Source organism: Sphingomonas sp. PEI4, from assembly GCF_056679955.1.
Genome location: NZ_CM155258.1, coordinates 1,260,865 through 1,278,142 on the forward strand (window position 1 = coordinate 1,260,865; position 17,278 = coordinate 1,278,142).

Annotated in this window: 23 protein-coding genes; 19 read left to right on the forward strand and 4 right to left on the reverse strand. The window is 62.8% G+C overall.

All coding sequences use genetic code 11. From position 1 onward, the window contains the following. Nucleotide 1 precedes the first annotated feature (1 nt). From AC1MLZ_RS05620 to AC1MLZ_RS05665, 10 genes are all read left to right on the forward strand, one after another. A complete protein-coding gene (locus AC1MLZ_RS05620; RefSeq protein WP_480960768.1) occupies nucleotides 2-658 on the forward strand; it encodes a hydrolase in 657 nt (218 codons plus the stop codon). Between the two features lie 4 nt (nucleotides 659-662). Then, nucleotides 663-914 carry a XapX domain-containing protein gene (locus AC1MLZ_RS05625; RefSeq protein WP_480960769.1) on the forward strand — a complete coding sequence of 84 codons (252 nt, stop codon included), beginning with the start codon at nucleotides 663-665 and terminating at the stop codon, nucleotides 912-914. Nucleotides 915-994: 80 nt separating this feature from the next. Then, nucleotides 995-2,839 carry an amidohydrolase gene (locus tag AC1MLZ_RS05630; RefSeq protein WP_480960770.1) on the forward strand — a complete coding sequence of 615 codons (1,845 nt, stop codon included), beginning with the start codon at nucleotides 995-997 and terminating at the stop codon, nucleotides 2,837-2,839. A 20-nt stretch (nucleotides 2,840-2,859) separates the two neighbouring features. Next, nucleotides 2,860-3,759 (forward strand): VOC family protein, encoded by a 900-nt coding sequence (locus AC1MLZ_RS05635; protein WP_480960771.1) that lies wholly within the window; start codon nucleotides 2,860-2,862, stop codon nucleotides 3,757-3,759. After that, nucleotides 3,756-4,184: a DoxX family protein gene (locus AC1MLZ_RS05640; RefSeq protein ID WP_480960772.1), complete on the forward strand. Its 429-nt coding sequence runs from the start codon at nucleotides 3,756-3,758 to the stop codon at nucleotides 4,182-4,184. Before AC1MLZ_RS05635 ends, AC1MLZ_RS05640 begins: the two co-directional genes overlap by 4 nt. Beyond that, entirely contained in the window at nucleotides 4,177-5,523 is a 1,347-nt protein-coding gene (locus tag AC1MLZ_RS05645) for an alginate export family protein (RefSeq protein WP_480960773.1), read from the forward strand. The genes AC1MLZ_RS05640 and AC1MLZ_RS05645 overlap by 8 nt, the downstream gene beginning before the upstream one ends. Before the next feature lie 44 nt (nucleotides 5,524-5,567). Beyond that, entirely contained in the window at nucleotides 5,568-6,263 is a 696-nt protein-coding gene (locus tag AC1MLZ_RS05650; protein WP_480960774.1) for a YoaK family protein, read from the forward strand. Nucleotides 6,264-6,365: 102 nt separating this feature from the next. Further along, on the forward strand, nucleotides 6,366-6,791 hold the full coding sequence (locus tag AC1MLZ_RS05655) for an EthD domain-containing protein (RefSeq protein WP_480960775.1): 426 nt from the start codon (nucleotides 6,366-6,368) through the stop codon (nucleotides 6,789-6,791). A gap of 111 nt (nucleotides 6,792-6,902) precedes the next feature. Further along, entirely contained in the window at nucleotides 6,903-7,127 is a 225-nt protein-coding gene (locus tag AC1MLZ_RS05660; RefSeq protein WP_480960776.1) for a hypothetical protein, read from the forward strand. Nucleotides 7,128-7,136: 9 nt separating this feature from the next. Further along, a complete protein-coding gene (locus AC1MLZ_RS05665; protein ID WP_480960777.1) occupies nucleotides 7,137-8,018 on the forward strand; it encodes a LysR family transcriptional regulator in 882 nt (293 codons plus the stop codon). Between the two features lie 46 nt (nucleotides 8,019-8,064). Here AC1MLZ_RS05665 and AC1MLZ_RS05670 read toward each other — a convergent pair whose 3' ends face one another. Further along, on the reverse strand, nucleotides 8,065-8,709 hold the full coding sequence (locus tag AC1MLZ_RS05670; RefSeq protein ID WP_480960778.1) for a peroxiredoxin-like family protein: 645 nt from the start codon (nucleotides 8,707-8,709) through the stop codon (nucleotides 8,065-8,067). A 335-nt stretch (nucleotides 8,710-9,044) separates the two neighbouring features. Between AC1MLZ_RS05670 and AC1MLZ_RS05675 the strand changes: the two genes are divergently transcribed. From AC1MLZ_RS05675 to AC1MLZ_RS05715, 9 genes are all read left to right on the forward strand, one after another. Continuing rightward, nucleotides 9,045-9,575: a MarR family winged helix-turn-helix transcriptional regulator gene (locus AC1MLZ_RS05675; protein WP_480960779.1), complete on the forward strand. Its 531-nt coding sequence runs from the start codon at nucleotides 9,045-9,047 to the stop codon at nucleotides 9,573-9,575. A gap of 259 nt (nucleotides 9,576-9,834) precedes the next feature. Further along, entirely contained in the window at nucleotides 9,835-10,710 is an 876-nt protein-coding gene (locus AC1MLZ_RS05680; protein WP_480960780.1) for a LysR family transcriptional regulator, read from the forward strand. 145 nt (nucleotides 10,711-10,855) lie between these two features. Then, nucleotides 10,856-11,827, forward strand: a complete 972-nt coding sequence (locus AC1MLZ_RS05685; RefSeq protein ID WP_480960781.1) for a bifunctional methionine sulfoxide reductase B/A protein — start codon at nucleotides 10,856-10,858, stop codon at nucleotides 11,825-11,827. A gap of 128 nt (nucleotides 11,828-11,955) precedes the next feature. Further along, a complete protein-coding gene (locus AC1MLZ_RS05690) occupies nucleotides 11,956-12,660 on the forward strand; it encodes a glutathione S-transferase N-terminal domain-containing protein (protein WP_480960782.1) in 705 nt (234 codons plus the stop codon). Then, nucleotides 12,657-13,625: a magnesium and cobalt transport protein CorA gene (locus tag AC1MLZ_RS05695; RefSeq protein ID WP_480960783.1), complete on the forward strand. Its 969-nt coding sequence runs from the start codon at nucleotides 12,657-12,659 to the stop codon at nucleotides 13,623-13,625. Before AC1MLZ_RS05690 ends, AC1MLZ_RS05695 begins: the two co-directional genes overlap by 4 nt. 26 nt (nucleotides 13,626-13,651) lie before the next feature. Next, complete coding sequence (locus tag AC1MLZ_RS05700) at nucleotides 13,652-14,224, forward strand: hypothetical protein (RefSeq protein WP_480960784.1); 573 nt, start codon at nucleotides 13,652-13,654, stop codon at nucleotides 14,222-14,224. Nucleotides 14,225-14,285: 61 nt separating this feature from the next. After that, nucleotides 14,286-14,735 (forward strand): hypothetical protein, encoded by a 450-nt coding sequence (locus AC1MLZ_RS05705; RefSeq protein ID WP_480960785.1) that lies wholly within the window; start codon nucleotides 14,286-14,288, stop codon nucleotides 14,733-14,735. Nucleotides 14,736-14,798: 63 nt separating this feature from the next. Continuing rightward, the gene (locus tag AC1MLZ_RS05710; RefSeq protein ID WP_480960786.1) at nucleotides 14,799-15,200 is read left to right on the forward strand and encodes a RidA family protein; all 402 of its coding nucleotides are present in this window, start codon (nucleotides 14,799-14,801) and stop codon (nucleotides 15,198-15,200) included. A gap of 139 nt (nucleotides 15,201-15,339) precedes the next feature. Further along, nucleotides 15,340-15,630 carry a DUF2218 domain-containing protein gene (locus tag AC1MLZ_RS05715; protein ID WP_480960787.1) on the forward strand — a complete coding sequence of 97 codons (291 nt, stop codon included), beginning with the start codon at nucleotides 15,340-15,342 and terminating at the stop codon, nucleotides 15,628-15,630. Between the two features lie 229 nt (nucleotides 15,631-15,859). On the opposite strand, the gene AC1MLZ_RS05720 is transcribed toward AC1MLZ_RS05715, so the two are convergent. The 3 genes from AC1MLZ_RS05720 to AC1MLZ_RS05730 form a co-directional block, all read right to left on the reverse strand. Further along, nucleotides 15,860-16,354 carry a peroxiredoxin family protein gene (locus AC1MLZ_RS05720; RefSeq protein ID WP_480960788.1) on the reverse strand — a complete coding sequence of 165 codons (495 nt, stop codon included), beginning with the start codon at nucleotides 16,352-16,354 and terminating at the stop codon, nucleotides 15,860-15,862. 140 nt (nucleotides 16,355-16,494) lie between these two features. Further along, on the reverse strand, nucleotides 16,495-16,785 hold the full coding sequence (locus tag AC1MLZ_RS05725; protein ID WP_480960789.1) for a DUF1330 domain-containing protein: 291 nt from the start codon (nucleotides 16,783-16,785) through the stop codon (nucleotides 16,495-16,497). 36 nt (nucleotides 16,786-16,821) lie between these two features. Then, the gene (locus AC1MLZ_RS05730) at nucleotides 16,822-17,253 is read right to left on the reverse strand and encodes a GlcG/HbpS family heme-binding protein (RefSeq protein WP_480960790.1); all 432 of its coding nucleotides are present in this window, start codon (nucleotides 17,251-17,253) and stop codon (nucleotides 16,822-16,824) included. Nucleotides 17,254-17,278 lie beyond the last annotated feature (25 nt).

Sequence of the window (17,278 nt, forward strand, 5' to 3'; positions counted from 1 at the left end):
CATGCCTATCGCTACCACCACACCGGGTGCGTCGCTGCTTTCGCCGACCGATCACCTGCTCGTGCTGATCGACTTCCAGTCGCAGATGGCGTTCGCGACCAAGTCGATCTCGACCGAATTGCTGCGCAACAACGCCGGATTGATCGCCCATGCCGCGGCGGTGTTCGATGTGCCGACGATCCTGACGACGGTCGCGGTGGACAGCTTCTCCGGGCCGATGTTCAGCGAGATCACCGATGCGTTTCCGGGCGAGCCACTGCTCGACCGTACCTCGATGAACACGTGGGAAGACCAGGGCGTGATCGACGAGGTCAACCGGATCGGCAAGACGCGGATCGTGTTCGCGGGGCTGTGGACCGGCGTGTGCATCGTCGGCCCCGTCGCCTCGGCGATCGACCAGGGCTTCGACTGCTATTTCATCGCCGATGCGTGCGGCGACATCTCGGTCGAGGCGCATGAGCGCGCGGTGCAGCGGATGATCCAGCTTGGCGCAAAGCCGATGACGTCGCTCCAGTATCTGCTCGAGCTGCAGCGCGACTGGGCGCGCACCGACACCTATGATTCCACCACCGGCGTCGCGAAGAAGTGGGGCGGCGCGTACGGCCTTGGCATTACCTACGCGAAGACGATGTTCGGCGCGTCCGAAGGCGGGCACTGATTCCGTGCGGCCGTACCTGATCTCGCTCGCCGCCGGCCTGTTCGTCGGCGTGATCTATGCGCTGCTGAAGGTACGGTCGCCGGCCCCGCCGACGATCGCGCTGATCGGGCTCGCTGGCATATTGCTCGGCGAGCAGGCGGTGCCGCTCGCGAAGAGTTTGTGGGCGAGCCGCGAGAAGGCCGCCGCGATCCGCACGGCCTGCACCAACCATGTGTTCGGGATGCTGTCCGGCCATCACCACGACGACGCGGCGTGATCCTCGACCGACGTACCACGATCCTCAGCGGGGCAGCGGCGACGCTCGCCCCGCTTCTAGCCGGCAACCGGAGACCGATTATGTCCGACCTGATCCTCGTCAACGCCAAGGTGACGACGCTCGACCGCGAGAACCCCGAGGCGCAGGCCGTGGCGATCCGCGACGGCAGGTTCCTCGCGGTCGGCTCCGAGGCCGAAGTGCGCGCCGCCGCTCCGGACGCGACCGTGATCGACGCGGGCGGACGGCGGGTCATCCCAGGGCTGATCGACAGCCACATGCACATCATCCGCGGCGGGCTGAACTATAACCTCGAACTCCGCTGGGACGGCGTGCCGAGCCTTGCCGACGCGATGGCAATGCTCAAGCGCCAGGTCGACAACACCCCCGCCCCGCAATGGGTGCGCGTCGTCGGCGGCTTCACCGAACACCAGTTCGCCGAAAAGCGTTTGCCGACGATCGCGGAACTGAACGCGGTCGCGCCCGATACGCCGGTGTTCATCCTCCACCTCTACGACCGCGCGCTGCTGAACGCAGCGGCGTTGCGCGTCGTCGGCTACGGCAAGGACACGCCCAACCCGCCGGGCGGCGAGATCGTCCGCGATGCGGCGGGCAACCCGACCGGGCTTCTGCTCGCGCACCCCAATGCGACGATCCTGTATTCGACGCTCGCCAAGGGCCCGAAGCTGCCGCCCGAGTATCAGCTCAATTCGACCCGCCACTTCATGCGCGAGATGAATTCGCTCGGAGTTACCGGCGTGATCGATGCCGGTGGCGGCTTCCAAAACTATCCCGACGATTACGAGATCATCGAGAAGTTGCATGCCGACGACCAACTAACGCTGCGCATCAGCTACAATCTGTTCACGCAGAAGCCGAAGGAGGAACTCGCCGACTTCAAGGGCTGGGTGAAGCAGGTCACGCCCGGCCAGGGCGACGACAAGTACCGCCACAACGGCGCCGGTGAGATGCTCGTCTATTCCGCTGCCGATTTCGAGGATTTCCGGGTCGAGCGCCCCGACATGCCGGCCAACATGGAGGGCGACCTCGAACCCGTCATCCGCCTCCTTGCCGAGCATAAATGGCCGTGGCGCCTGCACGCGACCTACGACCAGACGATCGGCCGCGCGCTCGACGTGTACGAGAAGGTCGCCAAGGACATTCCGTTCGACGGGATCAACTGGTTCTTCGACCATGCCGAGACGATCACCGACCGCAACATCGACCGGATCGCAGCGCTCGGCGGCGGCATCGCAGTCCAGCACCGCATGGCATATCAAGGCGAGTATTTCGTCGAACGCTACGGTGCCAAGGCTGCCGAACGCACGCCGCCGATCGCAAAGATGCTTGCAGCCGGGATCCATGTCGGCGCGGGCACCGACGCGACGCGGGTAGCCAGCTACAATCCTTGGGTGTCGCTCAACTGGCTGGTGACCGGCAGGACCGTCGGCGGGCTCGGCCTCTATCCCGGCGCCAACCGCGTCAGCCGTGAGAAGGCGCTGGCGATGTGGACGCACGAGAACACCTGGTTCTCGAACGAGGTCGGCAAGAAGGGCCGGATCAAGGCCGGGCAACTCGCCGATCTCGCGGTGTTGTCGGGCGATTACCTGACCGTCCCCGAAAGCGACATTCCGCACCTGCGCTCCGTCCTGACATTGCTTGGTGGCAAGGTGGTGTTCGGCGAGGGCGACTACGCCCCGCTCGCGCCCTCGCTGCCGAAACCGATGCCCGACTGGTCCCCCGTCGCGACCTTCGGCGGCTATCACCGCACGCCCGAAGCCTCAGCGAAACTTGCCGCCGCCTGCGGATGCGCGAGCGGGTGCTCAGTCCACGGCCACGACCATGCCGCCGCCCTCGGCCGCGATGTGCCCGTGGCCGACGTGCAGAGCTTCTGGGGCTCGTTCGGCTGCGGCTGCTGGGCGGTCTGATCATGATGGGGAGACTGAGAATGACACGTACGAACCTGCTCATCGCCGTCGCATTGCTCGGCCTGTCGCCATCCGCGCCCGGCTTTGCCCGCGACGCTCCGGCGGCCGCCGACTATTCTGTGGGGCCGCAATACGACACGACCCATGTCTACGTCGCGCCGGAGGACTTCGACCGCTTCGTCGCCAGCCTGACCGCGACGTTCGGCGGCACGAGCACGAAGAAGGGCGCGTTCCAGGTCACGCCGACGACGAGCAAGACCTTCTCGCAACTCGTGCTCACCCCCGCCGGGTCGGTGTCGGTGTTCGGCTTCACCACGCCGATCCCGTTTCCCTTCGGCAGCGAGCGCAACGGCTATCTCGTCACCGGCATCGACGCGGCCGTCGCGGCTGCCGTCAAGCACGGCGCGACCCGCACCATAACAACGTTTCCCGATCCGATCGGGCGCGACGCTATCGTCCAATGGCCGGGCGGAGTCGGCATGCAGATCTACTGGCACACCGCCAAGCCGAACTATCCAGCGCTGACCACCGTGCCCGAGAACCGCGTCTACCTCACTCCCGACGCCGCGGACGCCTTCGTGAAGAGCTGGACCGGCTTCGCCCACGGCAAGGTCGTTTCCGACGACAAGGCGGCGGATGGCAGCGACATCGGCAGGCCCGGCACGCACTATCGCCGTATCCGCGTCGCATCCGGCTACGGCAAGACGACCGTGATGGTGTCCGACAACCAGCTCCCCTGGCCCTATGGCCGCGACGTGACCGGCTATGAGGTGGGCAGCCTCCACGCCACGCTGGCCAAGGCGAAAGCGGCCGGCGTCGAAACGCTGGTCGAGCCGCACGCCGAGCACGACCGGCAGTCGGCGATCGTTCGCTTCCCCGGCGGCTATATCGCCGAAATCCATTCGCCGATCGCACGATGACCGCCGCTCGCGCGCCGCGTTTCATCGGGGCCATTCTCGATTGGCGCTTGACGGGCTTCCTTGCCCGCGTCGCGCTCGTCGGCGCGTATCTGCTCGGCGGAATCGCAAAGGCGAGCGACTGGACCGCCGCGGTCGCCGAGCAGGCGCATTTCGGCATGCACCCACCTGCGTTATGGGCAGCGCTGACGATCGCGGTCGAGATCGTCGGCCCGCTGCTGATCCTGTCCGGTCGGTTCGCCTGGCTCGGTGCAGGCATGCTCGGCGTATTCACGCTGTTCGCCGCCATCACGGCCAACGCGTTCTGGGCGATGCCCGCCGGCCAGGAGCGTTTCATGGCCACCAACGCCTTCTTCGAACATCTGGGCCTGATCGGCGGATTCGTCCTCGCGGCCATGGTCGCCGAGATGGAAGCGAGAAATGCGTAAGCTCCTGCTGCTGGGGCTCGTATCGACAGCCCCGGCGGCAGCGCAGACCGAGGCCTGGCAGCCGCCGACGCTGACCATCACGCGGTACGATGAGGACTGGACGACGCTCCGCAATCCAGCCGAGCGGAAGGCCCATTGGACCGGGCCTTTCAAATACGTTCCGATCGCGGACGACGCCTATCTCGTCACCGGAGTCGAGGTCCGCCTCCGCAACGAGAAGTACCGGCGCAACCTGTGGGGCGACGCGGCCGCGTCCGACGACGGCTATCTCTGGACGCGCGTCGTTCCCTACGCGGACCTCCATGTCGGCAGCACCCGCGCCTTCGTCCAGCCGATCGTCGCCTATGCCGCAGGCGTCTCCCCCACCGCCAGCCCGGTCGACCAGACGCGGGTCGATCTGCTCCAGGGATTCGCGGATATCGAAATCGGCTCCGTCACCCTCCGCGGCGGCCGGCAGATGCTCTCGCTCGGCACCGAACGCCTCGTCGGCACGCGCTACGGCCCGAACGTGCCTCTGGCCTTCGACGGCGCGCGGGGCATCGTCCGGATCGGGGCGGCAACCATCAGCCTACTGGCGGTGCGCCCGGTACAGCCGGGTCCGAAGTCGTTCGACGACGAACGATCGCGCAGCAAATCGCTCTGGGGCGCCTACGCCACGCTCCCCGGCCTCGACATCTATTATCTCGGTTACCGCAACACCCGAGCGGCGTTCGGCGGACGCACCGGGCGCGAGCTGCGTCACAGCGTCGGCGCGCGATCGTTCGGAACCGCCGGCGACTGGCACTGGAACGTCGAGGGCGTCGCGCAGTTCGGGCACTTCGCCGGCAACAGTATCGGGGCATGGACGCTCGGTACCGAAGTCGGACGGACCTTCCCCAGCGCCCCATTTGCGCCGGATGCTGTCATGCGGTTCAATATCGTCAGCGGTGACCGCCGCCGCGGCGACCACACGCTCGGCACGTTCAATGCCCTGTTTCCGAAGGGCAAATATTTTGGCGAGCTATCGCCGGTAGGGCCTTCGAACATCGTCAGCGTAAATCCTCGCTTGGCGACGACCCTGACGCCGAACGTCTCTGCCAGCATCAGCGGCATGGCGTACTGGCGATATTCTCGCGCCGACGGCGTCTACGACGTGCCCGGCAATCTGTTGCGGGCGCCGGGCCCGTCCAGGGCGCGCTTCATCGGCAAGGAAGTCGAGGCGACGCTCGCGTGGCAGGCAACGCCCGAACTCGAGCTCTCCACGTCGCTGTCTGCGTTCGACGCAGGCCAGTTCATCGACGAGACCGGCTCCGGCAGCACGATCGGGATGCTGGGTCTCGAAAGCAACTTCCGATTCTGACGCGCCGTCCTCGCAAACCCCGCACGCGCCCACTGGAGATCACCATGGCCACCCCCGACACGACCACCGACCCCCGCGTACCGCTGTTGCTGTTGCTGTCCGCCACGACGGGCCTCGTCGACGCGGCCAGCGTGCTCGGTCTCGGCAAGGTCTTCACTGCCAACATGACGGGGAACGTCGTGTTCCTCGGATTTGCGGCGTCGGGCGCGCCCGGGTTCGAGATCCTCCCGTTCGTGGCGGCACTCGCGAGCTTCATGATCGGCGCGCTCGTCGGAGGCCGAACCGGCAAGGCCTATGTCGGCAAATCGGAACGACGCTGGCTTGTAACGTCGGCGTTCGTCGAGACGGCGCTGCTCTGGGCCGCCGCGGTCCTCGCGCTCGGGTTCGACGTCGCCACGCAGTCTCCCGAAGCACGGCTGTACCTGATCATCGGTCTGACGGGGGTAGCGATGGGCTATCGCAATGCCACCATCCGACAGCTCAAGGTGTCGGATCTTACGACGACAGTGCTGACCCTGACGCTAACGGGATTGAGCGCGGACTCCCACATCGCCGGTGGAACGGGTACCAACTGGAGACGACGCATCGGCGCGGTGATTTCAATCTTCGCGGGCGCTGCGCTGGGGGCGGGATTACTCGTGAATGTCGGACTTTCTGCACCCCTCGCGCTCGCCGGGCTACTGGTACTTGCCGGGACGCTGACGTTTGCCAATCGTCTGACGACGCGTTCCGTTACCTGACTATGGATCGCCTATGCTCAGGAAGCCGATATCGAACGCACGCTTGGGCAGGACAAGTTCGACAAGCGCATCATCGCCGACGAGCAAACCGCCTTTCGCATGGTGACAAGGGAGATCACGGAGGAATTCATCCTGATCCCGAGCGAACGGCACCGCGACGCGATCAGCTTGGTCAAGATCCACATGCGCCGGCCGGAGCTGACGCGCGAAGAGTTTCGGCAGCGGATGTTACACGAGCATGCACCGCTCGTTCTTGGCCAGCCCGCGACGACCGAGTTCGTGCGCCGCTATGCTCAGCTCCACACCATCGGATCGACGCAGAAGGACCCCGAAGGCAGCAAGATAGACGCCGTGTCGGTATTGGCATTCGCGTCGATGAACGACGTCGAGGATTATCTGGTCAGCAGCGATCACGCCGCGATCGAAGCTTCCGAAAATGCACTGACAGGCGAAGGCTCCGAGTGGTGGAGCGCGATCAACTACAGCGTCATCAACCGGCTGCTGCCGGAGATTGCGACCGCTGGATGAGCGCAACGGTCCATCGACCGGAGAAGTGCCTGAGCGAGCGCGTTTTTTTTGATTTATCGTAGTCTACGCATCCGCGCGTGACTCTGCTACGACGCAACCTCGGATTTCGTGGTGACCATCATGCTCGGAACAATCAGCGGAAGATCAGCAAAGGTTGAAGCCACGGTACGTCGCGTCCTCGACAATGATCCTGGTAGTTCCAAGACCGACGATCGTGTTCACCTTTCCCACGGCCGAAGTGCTCAACTACATGAAAACTTGGCGTTTTCTCTTTCGGCGATGGCCCTTACGCCGATCGATGGCATGCGGGTCGCCACCTGCGGACTCGAGTGCTAGTATTGCTACATGGAGATGCAGCAGATCAGGTACTTCCTTGCAATGGCGCGGCTGCTCAACTTCACGCGGGCGGCCGAAGAGTGCGAGGTGACGCAACCGTCGCTGACCCGCGCGATCCAGAAGCTCGAAAATGAGTTTGGCGGACAACTCTTTCGTCGCGAGCGCAGTCACACCCACCTGACTAATCTCGGACGTCAGATGTTGCCGCATCTCGACCGCACGTTCGAGGCTGCCCAAGCCGCGATGCAATTCGCAAAGGGGATCGGGAGAGCGGGGGTGGTGCCACTTGCGCTGGGTGTCGATGCTGCGATCGAGTCGGATACGCTCGACAGAATCCTGGAGGAGCTTGCCGACTGTCTCCCCGGTTTCGAACTGTCGCTTTCGAGCGGGTCGCCGGACGGTCTGATCGAGGCTGCGATGAACGGTGCGCTGGACCTGGTCGTCGTCGAGCTACCGGACGACGCGCCTGATCGCCTCGACGTCTGGCCGCTGTTCGACCATAGCTATCACATGGTCACGCGTGCGGATCATCCGCTCGCCGGGGGAGAGATGCCGTCGCTGCTTGCGGTGCGCGACGAGTCCTGGATCGATCACGAGGGCAACGGGTGTGCCCGGCTCAGAACCCTCGCGGCCTCGCATGGCTTCGTGCCGATCGTGCGGCACCGCGCGACCGACATGGCCCAGGTGAAGCAGCTGGTGATTTCCGGGTTCGGCAGCGCGTTCATTCCGCGGCCTCGGGACGACGAGCGCTTGTGTGCCTTCGGATTTGCCGATGTCGAGGTCAGGCGAGATGTCGTCCTGGGCGCGGTGGCAGGGCGTAAGCGCAGCGTCGCCGCAGATGCCTTCGTGCGCGCCTCACGCGCGCGCAGTTGGGCGGCGGCGGCCACCTGAGCGAAGCGCCGGGTCGCGTCCTATGCCAACCACGCCGTTGGCGAGCTCAGCGCATCGCCGCAATGAACGCGACGACGTCCATTGGATCGGGACGCAATCGAAAGTCGGGGTCGACATGTGCGTAGCGGACGGTGCCGTCTTTACCGACGACGAACGTTGCCGGGATCGGCAGAAAGCCACCATCGCTGCCGTAGATAGCCGCAAGATCGAGCCCGATCGCCAGATACCGCCGCTTCATGTCCTCGCCCATGGGGAAGGCCAGCCCGCAAGCCAGCGCCGCACCGTGGTCGACGTCGCAAAGCAGCGTGGCATTCGGTCCGATTATGTCCTGTATGGCGGATGCCCCTTCGCCGATCTCGCCCGTCACCACGATAAGTTTCCCACCAGCTTTTTGAAGGGCGGGGTAGGCAGCGGCCCAGGATTGCAGTTCGTGCACGCAGAACGGGCACCATATTCCGCGATTGAAGCTGATGACGATCGGCCGTCCGTCTTGCAGTTGCTGGATCGAACGGTAGCGTCCCGACGCGTCGGGCAGCGCAAAGTCTGGGAACGCCTCATCGATGCGAGGCATCATTTCTCCCACCTTCAGGCTTTGCAATCGGGCGACGAAGTCATCGTAGACGGACGCAAAGCCTAGAGCCGCAACGACAGCTTCGGCTTCAGGGTCAGGCTGCAGCCGGATGGTGATCATGCCGGCTAGGATAGCGTCGAAACGCGTGGATCGGACAGTACCAAATCGGCTGTCGTTTCTCGGCGCAGGGTCATCGACACTGTCTGCCGCTGTTGCGTCTTTGTAATTAGGCCTGGTTCATAGCCGCCAAATATCGACCGCCCCTGACAAGCTGCCCTCGTTTTTCGTCGCTCTCGGCCGGTCAGGTCGTTGCAAATACTTCCAACCCAACGCTTTAGCTGTCAGTCCCGGCACTAAACACGACCAGAGCGTGGCTTGTTGTCTATGCTCGGCGCACATATGACGAGGCAATGGATACAGCTCGAAATCGAAATGTCTTCGGTGCATTCGCACTCATGATCAGCGACGACATCGTGCGCGCCAGTTCATCGCAAGCGCCGGAAGCCGGGCCCGCCGCCTCGGCACTGGCGTTGCTAGCGCACAAGCCGGGGCTGTCGATCCGGATGCTTGCGGTCGGGGTAGGCCTATCGCACGCGGGGACCGTACGCCTCGTGGATCGATTGGCGACCGAAGACTTGATCGAGCGGAGGGAGCATTCGACGGACGGGCGCACGCGATCCCTCTATCTTACCCCAGCAGGGAAAGTCTCGAGCGACGAAATACTGGCCGCGCGCGATCGCGTGATTGCCGAAGGGCTTTCGATCCTTGATCCAAGAGAGCTGAAAATCCTATCGGACATCGCCGAACGCGTTCTGCGCAATCGGCTGGAAAACCTCGAGCAGTCTTACCGGATCTGCCGCCTGTGCTGCTACGAGGGTTGCGCGAACTGCCCCATCGATGCCGAATTGCTTGTGCGAGGCGTGGACCGCGAAAGGGCCGATGACGTCGAAGGCGCGCAATCTCGGGAGCGCAAGGCCGAGCGATAAGGCACGCCTCTCGCATTTCGTGCGCCTTATTCTGTGTGCGCTCAGGCCAAATCCCGGTTTCGGAGAAATTGCATCTCCATCACGCGGCTTGACGGCTTCGCTTACACCTCCAACGGATCGCGCAGCCGACATATATGACTGGCGCATATAGACAAGCATCTAGGCGGTAACTATATGCGCGAAGCATACTATCGTACCCCGCCTTTTTCGAAGACGGTCTGACGGATGGAGCATCAATCGCGCGCATGGGCCGAGGGCAATGGAACTCAATCAAGTCAGCTATTTCATCAACTTGGCCGAGACGCTGAATTTCACGGCAGCGGCTCGATTGAGCAGCGTGTCACAGCCAAGTCTGACCCGCGCGATCCGCCGGCTGGAAGAGGAACTTGGTGGGCCGCTGATTCACCGCGATGGAAAGAACAGCCGCCTGACCGGCCTTGGCCACGATGTGGAGGCGGAATTCCGACGCATGGCGGTCGCGGTGAAGAGCGTCCGCAACCATTCCGAGAATTGGGCGATGGGCAGGCACCGCGTGCTCGATATCGCCGTCGCCCCTACTGTCGGACCAAGGGAATTCACGGCATTTTTCAAGAGCGCGTTGGCGCAGGCGCCATCGATCGAAATCAAGCTGCACGCGCTCCAGGCGAACGAGGACACGTCGGAGGTGCTTTCTGGAAAATACCACGCGTGCATCATGCCACGCGAAACACGGCCGGAACGCAAGTTGGAGGTGCATCCCCTGTTTCGGGAACGCTTCGTTCTCGGCTGTTCCGCAAACCACCCCCTGGCCGCCAATGACAGCGTCCGCGGCGAAGACCTGCTCGAATTTCCGTTCGTCGATCGCCTGAGATGCGAGTTTCGCGATCAGATTCTCGATCATTTCACGCAGCGCGGCTTGCTGATGCAGCCTCGCATTCGATCGGACCGGGAGGACTGGGTGCAAGGGGTCGTCGCCGACGGCCACGCCATATGCATTCTCCCGGAGCGATCGGTCTCGGCGCGAGGCCTCGTCACTCGGCCGATCGACGGATTTGCCCTGGAGCGCGAAGTCGTGATCGCAACGGTATCCGGGTCCACGGCACCGGTCGAAATACGCAAGATCGCGCAACTCGCAACCGAATACGCGTGGGGTTGAAGGACGACGCAAAACACTGCGGCGCTATTGAAACTATGCGCACGGCGTATTGGCTAAATCCAACTAGTGCTGCGATAGTCTATGCCGTGAGCGGTTAATATGCGGAAGTGTGCCTGGTCCTCCAAGATACGTATCGGAGACTATCATGAAGTTTGAGAAGTCGCAGGACGCCGTCGATCGGCTCACCGCCCAACAACGTCGAGTCACCCAGGATTCGGATACCGAACGGGCTTTTACGGGGGAGTATAACGACAACAAGGAGCCGGGAATCTACGTCGACGTCGTGTCGGGAGAACCGCTGTTCGCCTCAACGGGCAAGTTCGATTCCGGGTCCGGCTGGCCCAGCTTCACCAAGCCGATCGTGCCCGCAAACGTGAACGAAGTGCGGGACAATGCGCACGGCATGGTCCGGACCGAGGTTAGGTCGGTGCACGCCGACAGCCATCTCGGCCACGTGTTTCCAGACGGTCCGTCCGACAAGGGCGGTCTGCGCTACTGCATCAACTCGGCGTCCCTTCGCTTCATCCCCCGCGATGAGATGGAGTCCGAGGGATACGGCGAATATCTCGATCAGGCAGAGGACCAGCGCGCTGTTCTCGCAGGCGGATGTTTCTGGGGCATGCAGGATCTGATCCGCAAGCGGCCCGGCATCGTCTCGACCCGTGTCGGCTACACCGGCGGCGATGTTCCGAACGCCACGTATCGCAACCACGGCACGCATGCCGAGGGGATCGAGATCGTCTTCGATCCGGCGGTGACGAGCTACCGGAACATCCTGGAATTCTTCTTCCAGATCCACGATCCGACGACGAAGGACCGCCAGGGCAATGATCGCGGGCTCTCCTACCGGTCGGGCATCTATTACGTCGACGAGGCGCAGAAGCGCGTCGCCGAGGATACGATCGCCGACGTGGATGCCTCCGGGCTCTGGGATGGCAAGGTAGTGACCGAGGTCGTGCCGGTCGGCGCGTTCTGGGAGGCCGAGCCGGATCACCAGGATTATCTGGAGAAGCGGCCGAACGGCTACACCTGCCACTTCGTTCGTCCTGGCTGGGTGCTTCCGAAGCGCCAGATGGATGACGATGCGCAGCCCGCGGCCGGGATCGCAGCGGAATAGACTTCGTAGCCGCTGCACCGGTTCGCAATCTTCATGACCGCATCGTCCGACGATGCGGTCATCGAACCCTGTCTCGGTGAGGTGGGGCATTCCAGTTCGCCGCCGTCGCAAACCAGGATCGCAGACTTATGCCAGACCTCTCGTCCTTCCCGATCACGCAGCGCTGGCCGGCATCGTATCCCGATCGCATCCAGCTCTACGCCACGCCAACCCCCAACGGCGTCAAGGTCTCGATCATGCTGGAAGAAACCGGCCTAGCGTACGAGCCGCATTTCATAGACATCTCGAACAACGAGTCGAAGGATCCGGCGTTCGTGTCGTTGAATCCGAACGGCCGCATTCCGGCGATCATCGATCCCGCAGGCCCCGACGACAAACCCATCGGCCTATGGGAATCCGGCGCGATCCTCCTTTACCTCGCCGAAAAGACAGGGCAATTCCTGCCAAGTGCACCCGCCAAGCGATACGAAGCCCTGACCTGGGTGTTCTTCCAGATGTCGGCAATCGGCCCAATGTTTGGTCAGCTTGGCTTCTTCCTGCGATTTGGCGGCAAGGACTATGAGGACAAGCGGCCTCGACAGCGCTTTGTCGATGAATCCAAACGGCTCCTGAGCGTTCTGGATCGCCAACTGGACGGTCGAGACTGGATCGCCGACGAGTATTCGATCGCCGATATCTCGACGCTCGGCTGGGTGAATGCGCTGAGCGCGTTCTACGTTGCCGGCGACATGCTTGGTCTCGACAACTATTCGAACGTGCAGGCATGGCTCAGACGCGGGCTGGCACGACCGGCGGTGCAGCGTGGACTTCATATCCCCGCGAAGCCGGCATGAGCGTAATCGCCGCGTATTATTACCACGAAGGCAAGCGAGTCCGGGAGATCGCGCTCGATGAAAGCATCGAGCTGGGCGAGGATCGCACAGGCTTCTGCTGGATCGCGCTTCGCGAGCCCACCGACAACGAACTTCACGCGCTCCAGACGACGTATCATCTGCATCCGTTGGCAGTCGACAACGCGATGCACCCGCTGTGCCCGCCCAAGCTCGAAGTCTATAATGACGAGCTCTACATCGTCGCGCAGACCGCGGCGCTGGTCGGCGACCGGATCAGCTATGGCAAGATGGCGATCTTCACCGGTCACAATCATCTTATCAGCGTACGGCACGGCACCGCGGGAGCGCTGGGCAACCTTCGAGCGCAACTTGAGGAGTCGACGACCTTGTCCAGAAAGGGTGTCGACTACGTCCTGCACGCTATCCTGCACCGCATCGTCGACCAGTATCTGCCAATCTTCGAAATGATCGAGGACGACGTCCTGGCAATGGAGAGACGGTCGCTCGACGACTTCCTCGAAAGAGAGGATGTCGTCCGCATCTTCGAACTGAGGTCCGAACTTACGCGGTTCCAGCGCACGCTCGGCGCCATGGGAGAGCTGGTGGGAAAGCTCGTCCGCGGCCATTTTCCCTGCATCAGTGCCGACGTGACGCCCTATTTCAGCGACGTCGCGGACCATCTCCACCGCGTCCAGTCGATGGTCGACGGCCTTCTCCACGTCCTGTCCACGGTCTTCGAGGCGAGTAGCCTTCTGGAGGCGCAACGGATGGGCGTGATCACTCGCCAACTCGCGGCGTGGGCGGCGATACTGGCGGTCCCGACCGCGATCGCAGGCATATACGGCATGAACTTCAAGAACATGCCGGAGCTGGACGCGACCTACGGATACTTCATCGTGCTCGGCGTGATCGCAGTGTTCTGCCTGTTGCTGTTCGTGCGCTTCAAGAAGGCCAAATGGCTATGACTATTGCGCAAGGCGAAGGTGCAACCATGACATCACAACTGACCGACGTCCTGGAAGCGGTGCAGGCGTTCGTCGCCAAAGGCTACGACCACGAGTACCGCGTCAAGGACCGCAATCTCGTCGATCTCGAACGCGGATCGACCATCGAAGCGTGCACCGTTCGCGTCGACGCGGCGTTGCGCCTGGAGAGCGGCGATGATGGCGAGGACGCTTCCAACATCTACGCGATCACCGATCCGGCAACTGGGCACCGCGGCCTGTTGATTGACGCGTTCGACGTGTTCCACGAAATCTGTCCCCGCGACCTGTCCGAGCGGCTTGTCGCGGATCGGGAAACGGTGGCGGCAAGCGACCGGGACGCGCCGATCAAGCACGGACTTCGCAAGGTCTACAAGGACGAGTTCCACCGCGATCCCGAGCGCTACGTTCTGCGCGAGGGCTTTCCGGACTTCCCTTCATGCCCGTTCGGCGGCGGTTTCAGCATCCTTGGCTTCGATACCGCCGAGCAGGACTATGTCTGGCTCGTCACGAGCATCATCCGAGATCCCCGGCTGATCCGCGTTCCCTACCAGGGCGAAGACGTCATCAGCGACGAGTAGCGGCGTCGCCGGAGCATCAGTCCGCAGAACTATCAACGCACCGTAACGCAAAGAGGTTATCATGGACTGGAACAAGGCCCACATCCGAGACACCATGCTCTCGCTGGAGACCGCGGCCCTGCAGAGCGCTCGGGAAAACTACCTGGACTATGTCTTCACCGCGCGGGTCGATCAAAGCGAACCGGTCGAGAACGACGAACTGGCGCAGGCCGAAATCGCAAGCGACCTTGCCGAAGCGCTCGACGACACGCTCCACGATTACGCCGACAAGATCGACAAGCTCAGGATGATCGATTTCGGCCCCAAGTCGACCGTCGAGGAAGGTGCCGTCGTCAAGCTGTCCGGCCGCTACTTCGCGATCGCGGTGTCGACGAGCAGGTTCACCTGTCAGGGGCGGGAAGTCATGGGCATTTCCACGATGGCACCGATCTTCGAGGCGATCGAAGGCGCGCGAGCGGGAGAGACCGTACAGTTCAACGGCCGCGATCTCATCGTAGAAGACGTGGAATAGAGCGCCTCCACCGCAGCCCGCCCGCTAGCGCCGAACGCCCGACATCTCATCAAAGGCAAACTTATGTCGAAGCCGTCTTTCTTCATCACGCCCGGCTACGGGACGCGCCTCCATGACGCACTGCATTACTCGCAGGCCGTGCGCATCGGTGACCGCGTGGAAACATCCGGACAAGGGGGATGGAACGACGATCTCGTCATTCCGGAGTCGATAGAGGACGAGATCGCGCAGGCGTTCGAGAATGTGGAACGGACACTCGCGACCGCCGGGGCAAGCTGGCGGCATGTCGTCCACGTCAACTCCTATCACGTCGGTGGCTTCCCTCCGGTGATCAACGAAACGATAGCCAAGCTATACCGCCACTACATGCCCGACCACGCTCCGATCTGGACGCAATTGGGGGTCGAAGCGCTGGGGCTTCCCACCATGCGTATCGAAATTCGCGTGACAGCGATCGTAGCGTGACCCGCCTTGGATCTGTGCAGGCGCTGCACCGCCGATGGGCACGGTCAAGCGATCCTGTCGCTGGAGCATGATCGAGGGGACGCTTGTCTCGACAAAGTTCACAATTTCCATTGAAGCACAAAGTCCACGGGAGCTCTTAATGTTCGAAGCCGAAGCGCGCATCGCCACAATCGAGAGCAGCCGCTATTTGACCGAGATCGCCAAGGCGTGGGTGCACACCTATCCGGTTCGCTACGATGCGCTGACCGCGGAAATCGAGCTTCCCGGCGGCCAGCTTATCATGACCGCCGATGGTGATAGCTTGTCGCTCCGGCTCGTGGGCACGGATCATGGACGCTTCGAGGCCGCAAAGGAGTCCGTGGCCAAGCACGTAGACCGCGTGGCTGACCACGATGCCGGGGTGCGCTGCGTCTGGCATGAGATTTCCTGATCGCAAGCGGCACGGTCGAACCGGCCTCGTATCGTATCTCGGCCACATCATTCCGAGCGGAGCGCTATTATGGACGCAAGCTGGCGCCTCCATTATTGAGCCGTTGAACGTCTCGATTCTACCCACACAGAGCGATTTCTCCTCGATGAGGAGAAGGCTTCTCTCGGGGATCGGCATCGTGTGATGCCGCGCGCAAACCCTATGGCGAGCATTACGCGATGGGTGGCAATCACGATAAGCCAGCGCTGTATTGGCTGTGCCTACCCAATTCCTTCACGAGCCGGTCCGCATCGAGATGGAAGTCCGAGAAAATGACGCGGCCGCTAGCGTCGATGACTGAAAACCAAGGTGTACCCCGTGTAACATAGTCCTCCATGAAGCTGGGAAGCGTCGTGCCGACCGGCGGCTCGTCATGTCCGAAGGGGATTGGAAGCTGATACTCGAGCTGGTTCACGCGCAGCTTTTCGAAGGTGTTCTCACGCGCGCCTTCAAAGACGGTCTGGATCGCTGCGAAACCCACGCCCCGAACGCGCAATGCGCCGTGCAGCCTTTGCAGTGTCGGGAACCCATGCAGATGGCAGCCGCGGCACCAGTGCTGGAAGGCGAACAAGATCTTTGGACCGGTACCGAGGTCCGAAAGCTTGAGCGGCGCGATGATTTCTCCATCGACCCCGATCCACTTCTGCACCCGCAACTCGGGTGCTTGTTGTTCGGCAACACTCATGTGATTCTCCGTTTTCGACGTTGATGTCCCGGGAATGCTCGCTCGTCACGATGGCACGCGACCTTCACTGCCTTGCGTCCTCCAAGATCTGAGGTTGCAGACAGATGCCTCGTGGTCAGCCGCCGTTCTCTGGCGGTGTGTCACCCCCGCCCCTCGACGATGAAGGCGCGGTAGCGGGCACCGGCAAAACGATGCGCAGCGATGGTTTGATAGGCAGTGCTATCATACCAATCACGGGCGGCCTGCATCGTCGGGAACCGCAGGATGACGGCGCCTTCGACGGGCGGCCCCTCCAGATGCTGCATCGCGCCATACGCCGCGAGGAAGGTTACGTCGTGGCCATCGAACGATGATGCGACGCCTGCGGAATAGGTTGCGAGTTCATCCGGATCGATGGTTTCTTCCCGCGTGAAGACGACGAATGCTTCCATGACATGATCTTTCACTAGGCCGGACCCTGACAATCGTCAGGCTGGTAGCTCGAACCCGATTTTCTGGAGTGCCTCAACGCAGGCATCCTGATCCTGCTGATAGGTGCCGCCGGAGATGCCGATCCCGCCGATCAGCTTCCCATCCTCCAGGATCGGATAGCCGCCGCCGACCGCAACCATCCGCGGGCGATAGGCTAGTGGCGCGACCTTTGGATCGTTCGTCACATAGTCGTTCCAGACATGGGTCGGAAACCCGAACGAGGCGGAACTCCATGCCTTGTCGACCGCGACATCGACGGTGAGAAACGGCGCGTCGTCGCTGCGCTCGAACGCGCGCAGGTATCCGGTGGCGTCGACGACGGCGACGGCCGCCGGGATGCCGATTGCACGGGCCGCGGCGATCGCCGCGTCGATAAGCGCTACCGCGGTTTCGCGGTTGATCGAGGCGGTGGCGATGGATTTGGCCATGGTTTTCCGATCTTGAGGTGGAAAC

Coding starts and splice junctions, on each gene's coding strand:
- AC1MLZ_RS05620 (WP_480960768.1), top strand. CDS start 2: ATGCCTATCGCTACCACCACACCGGGTGCGTCGCTGCTTTCGCCGACC.
- AC1MLZ_RS05630 (WP_480960770.1), top strand. CDS start 995: ATGTCCGACCTGATCCTCGTCAACGCCAAGGTGACGACGCTCGACCGC.
- AC1MLZ_RS05635 (WP_480960771.1), top strand. CDS start 2,860: ATGACACGTACGAACCTGCTCATCGCCGTCGCATTGCTCGGCCTGTCG.
- AC1MLZ_RS05640 (WP_480960772.1), top strand. CDS start 3,756: ATGACCGCCGCTCGCGCGCCGCGTTTCATCGGGGCCATTCTCGATTGG.
- AC1MLZ_RS05645 (WP_480960773.1), top strand. CDS start 4,177: ATGCGTAAGCTCCTGCTGCTGGGGCTCGTATCGACAGCCCCGGCGGCA.
- AC1MLZ_RS05650 (WP_480960774.1), top strand. CDS start 5,568: ATGGCCACCCCCGACACGACCACCGACCCCCGCGTACCGCTGTTGCTG.
- AC1MLZ_RS05665 (WP_480960777.1), top strand. CDS start 7,137: ATGGAGATGCAGCAGATCAGGTACTTCCTTGCAATGGCGCGGCTGCTC.
- AC1MLZ_RS05670 (WP_480960778.1), bottom strand. CDS start 8,709: ATGATCACCATCCGGCTGCAGCCTGACCCTGAAGCCGAAGCTGTCGTT.
- AC1MLZ_RS05675 (WP_480960779.1), top strand. CDS start 9,045: ATGATCAGCGACGACATCGTGCGCGCCAGTTCATCGCAAGCGCCGGAA.
- AC1MLZ_RS05680 (WP_480960780.1), top strand. CDS start 9,835: ATGGAACTCAATCAAGTCAGCTATTTCATCAACTTGGCCGAGACGCTG.
- AC1MLZ_RS05685 (WP_480960781.1), top strand. CDS start 10,856: ATGAAGTTTGAGAAGTCGCAGGACGCCGTCGATCGGCTCACCGCCCAA.
- AC1MLZ_RS05690 (WP_480960782.1), top strand. CDS start 11,956: ATGCCAGACCTCTCGTCCTTCCCGATCACGCAGCGCTGGCCGGCATCG.
- AC1MLZ_RS05695 (WP_480960783.1), top strand. CDS start 12,657: ATGAGCGTAATCGCCGCGTATTATTACCACGAAGGCAAGCGAGTCCGG.
- AC1MLZ_RS05700 (WP_480960784.1), top strand. CDS start 13,652: ATGACATCACAACTGACCGACGTCCTGGAAGCGGTGCAGGCGTTCGTC.
- AC1MLZ_RS05705 (WP_480960785.1), top strand. CDS start 14,286: ATGGACTGGAACAAGGCCCACATCCGAGACACCATGCTCTCGCTGGAG.
- AC1MLZ_RS05710 (WP_480960786.1), top strand. CDS start 14,799: ATGTCGAAGCCGTCTTTCTTCATCACGCCCGGCTACGGGACGCGCCTC.
- AC1MLZ_RS05715 (WP_480960787.1), top strand. CDS start 15,340: ATGTTCGAAGCCGAAGCGCGCATCGCCACAATCGAGAGCAGCCGCTAT.
- AC1MLZ_RS05720 (WP_480960788.1), bottom strand. CDS start 16,354: ATGAGTGTTGCCGAACAACAAGCACCCGAGTTGCGGGTGCAGAAGTGG.
- AC1MLZ_RS05725 (WP_480960789.1), bottom strand. CDS start 16,785: ATGGAAGCATTCGTCGTCTTCACGCGGGAAGAAACCATCGATCCGGAT.
- AC1MLZ_RS05730 (WP_480960790.1), bottom strand. CDS start 17,253: ATGGCCAAATCCATCGCCACCGCCTCGATCAACCGCGAAACCGCGGTA.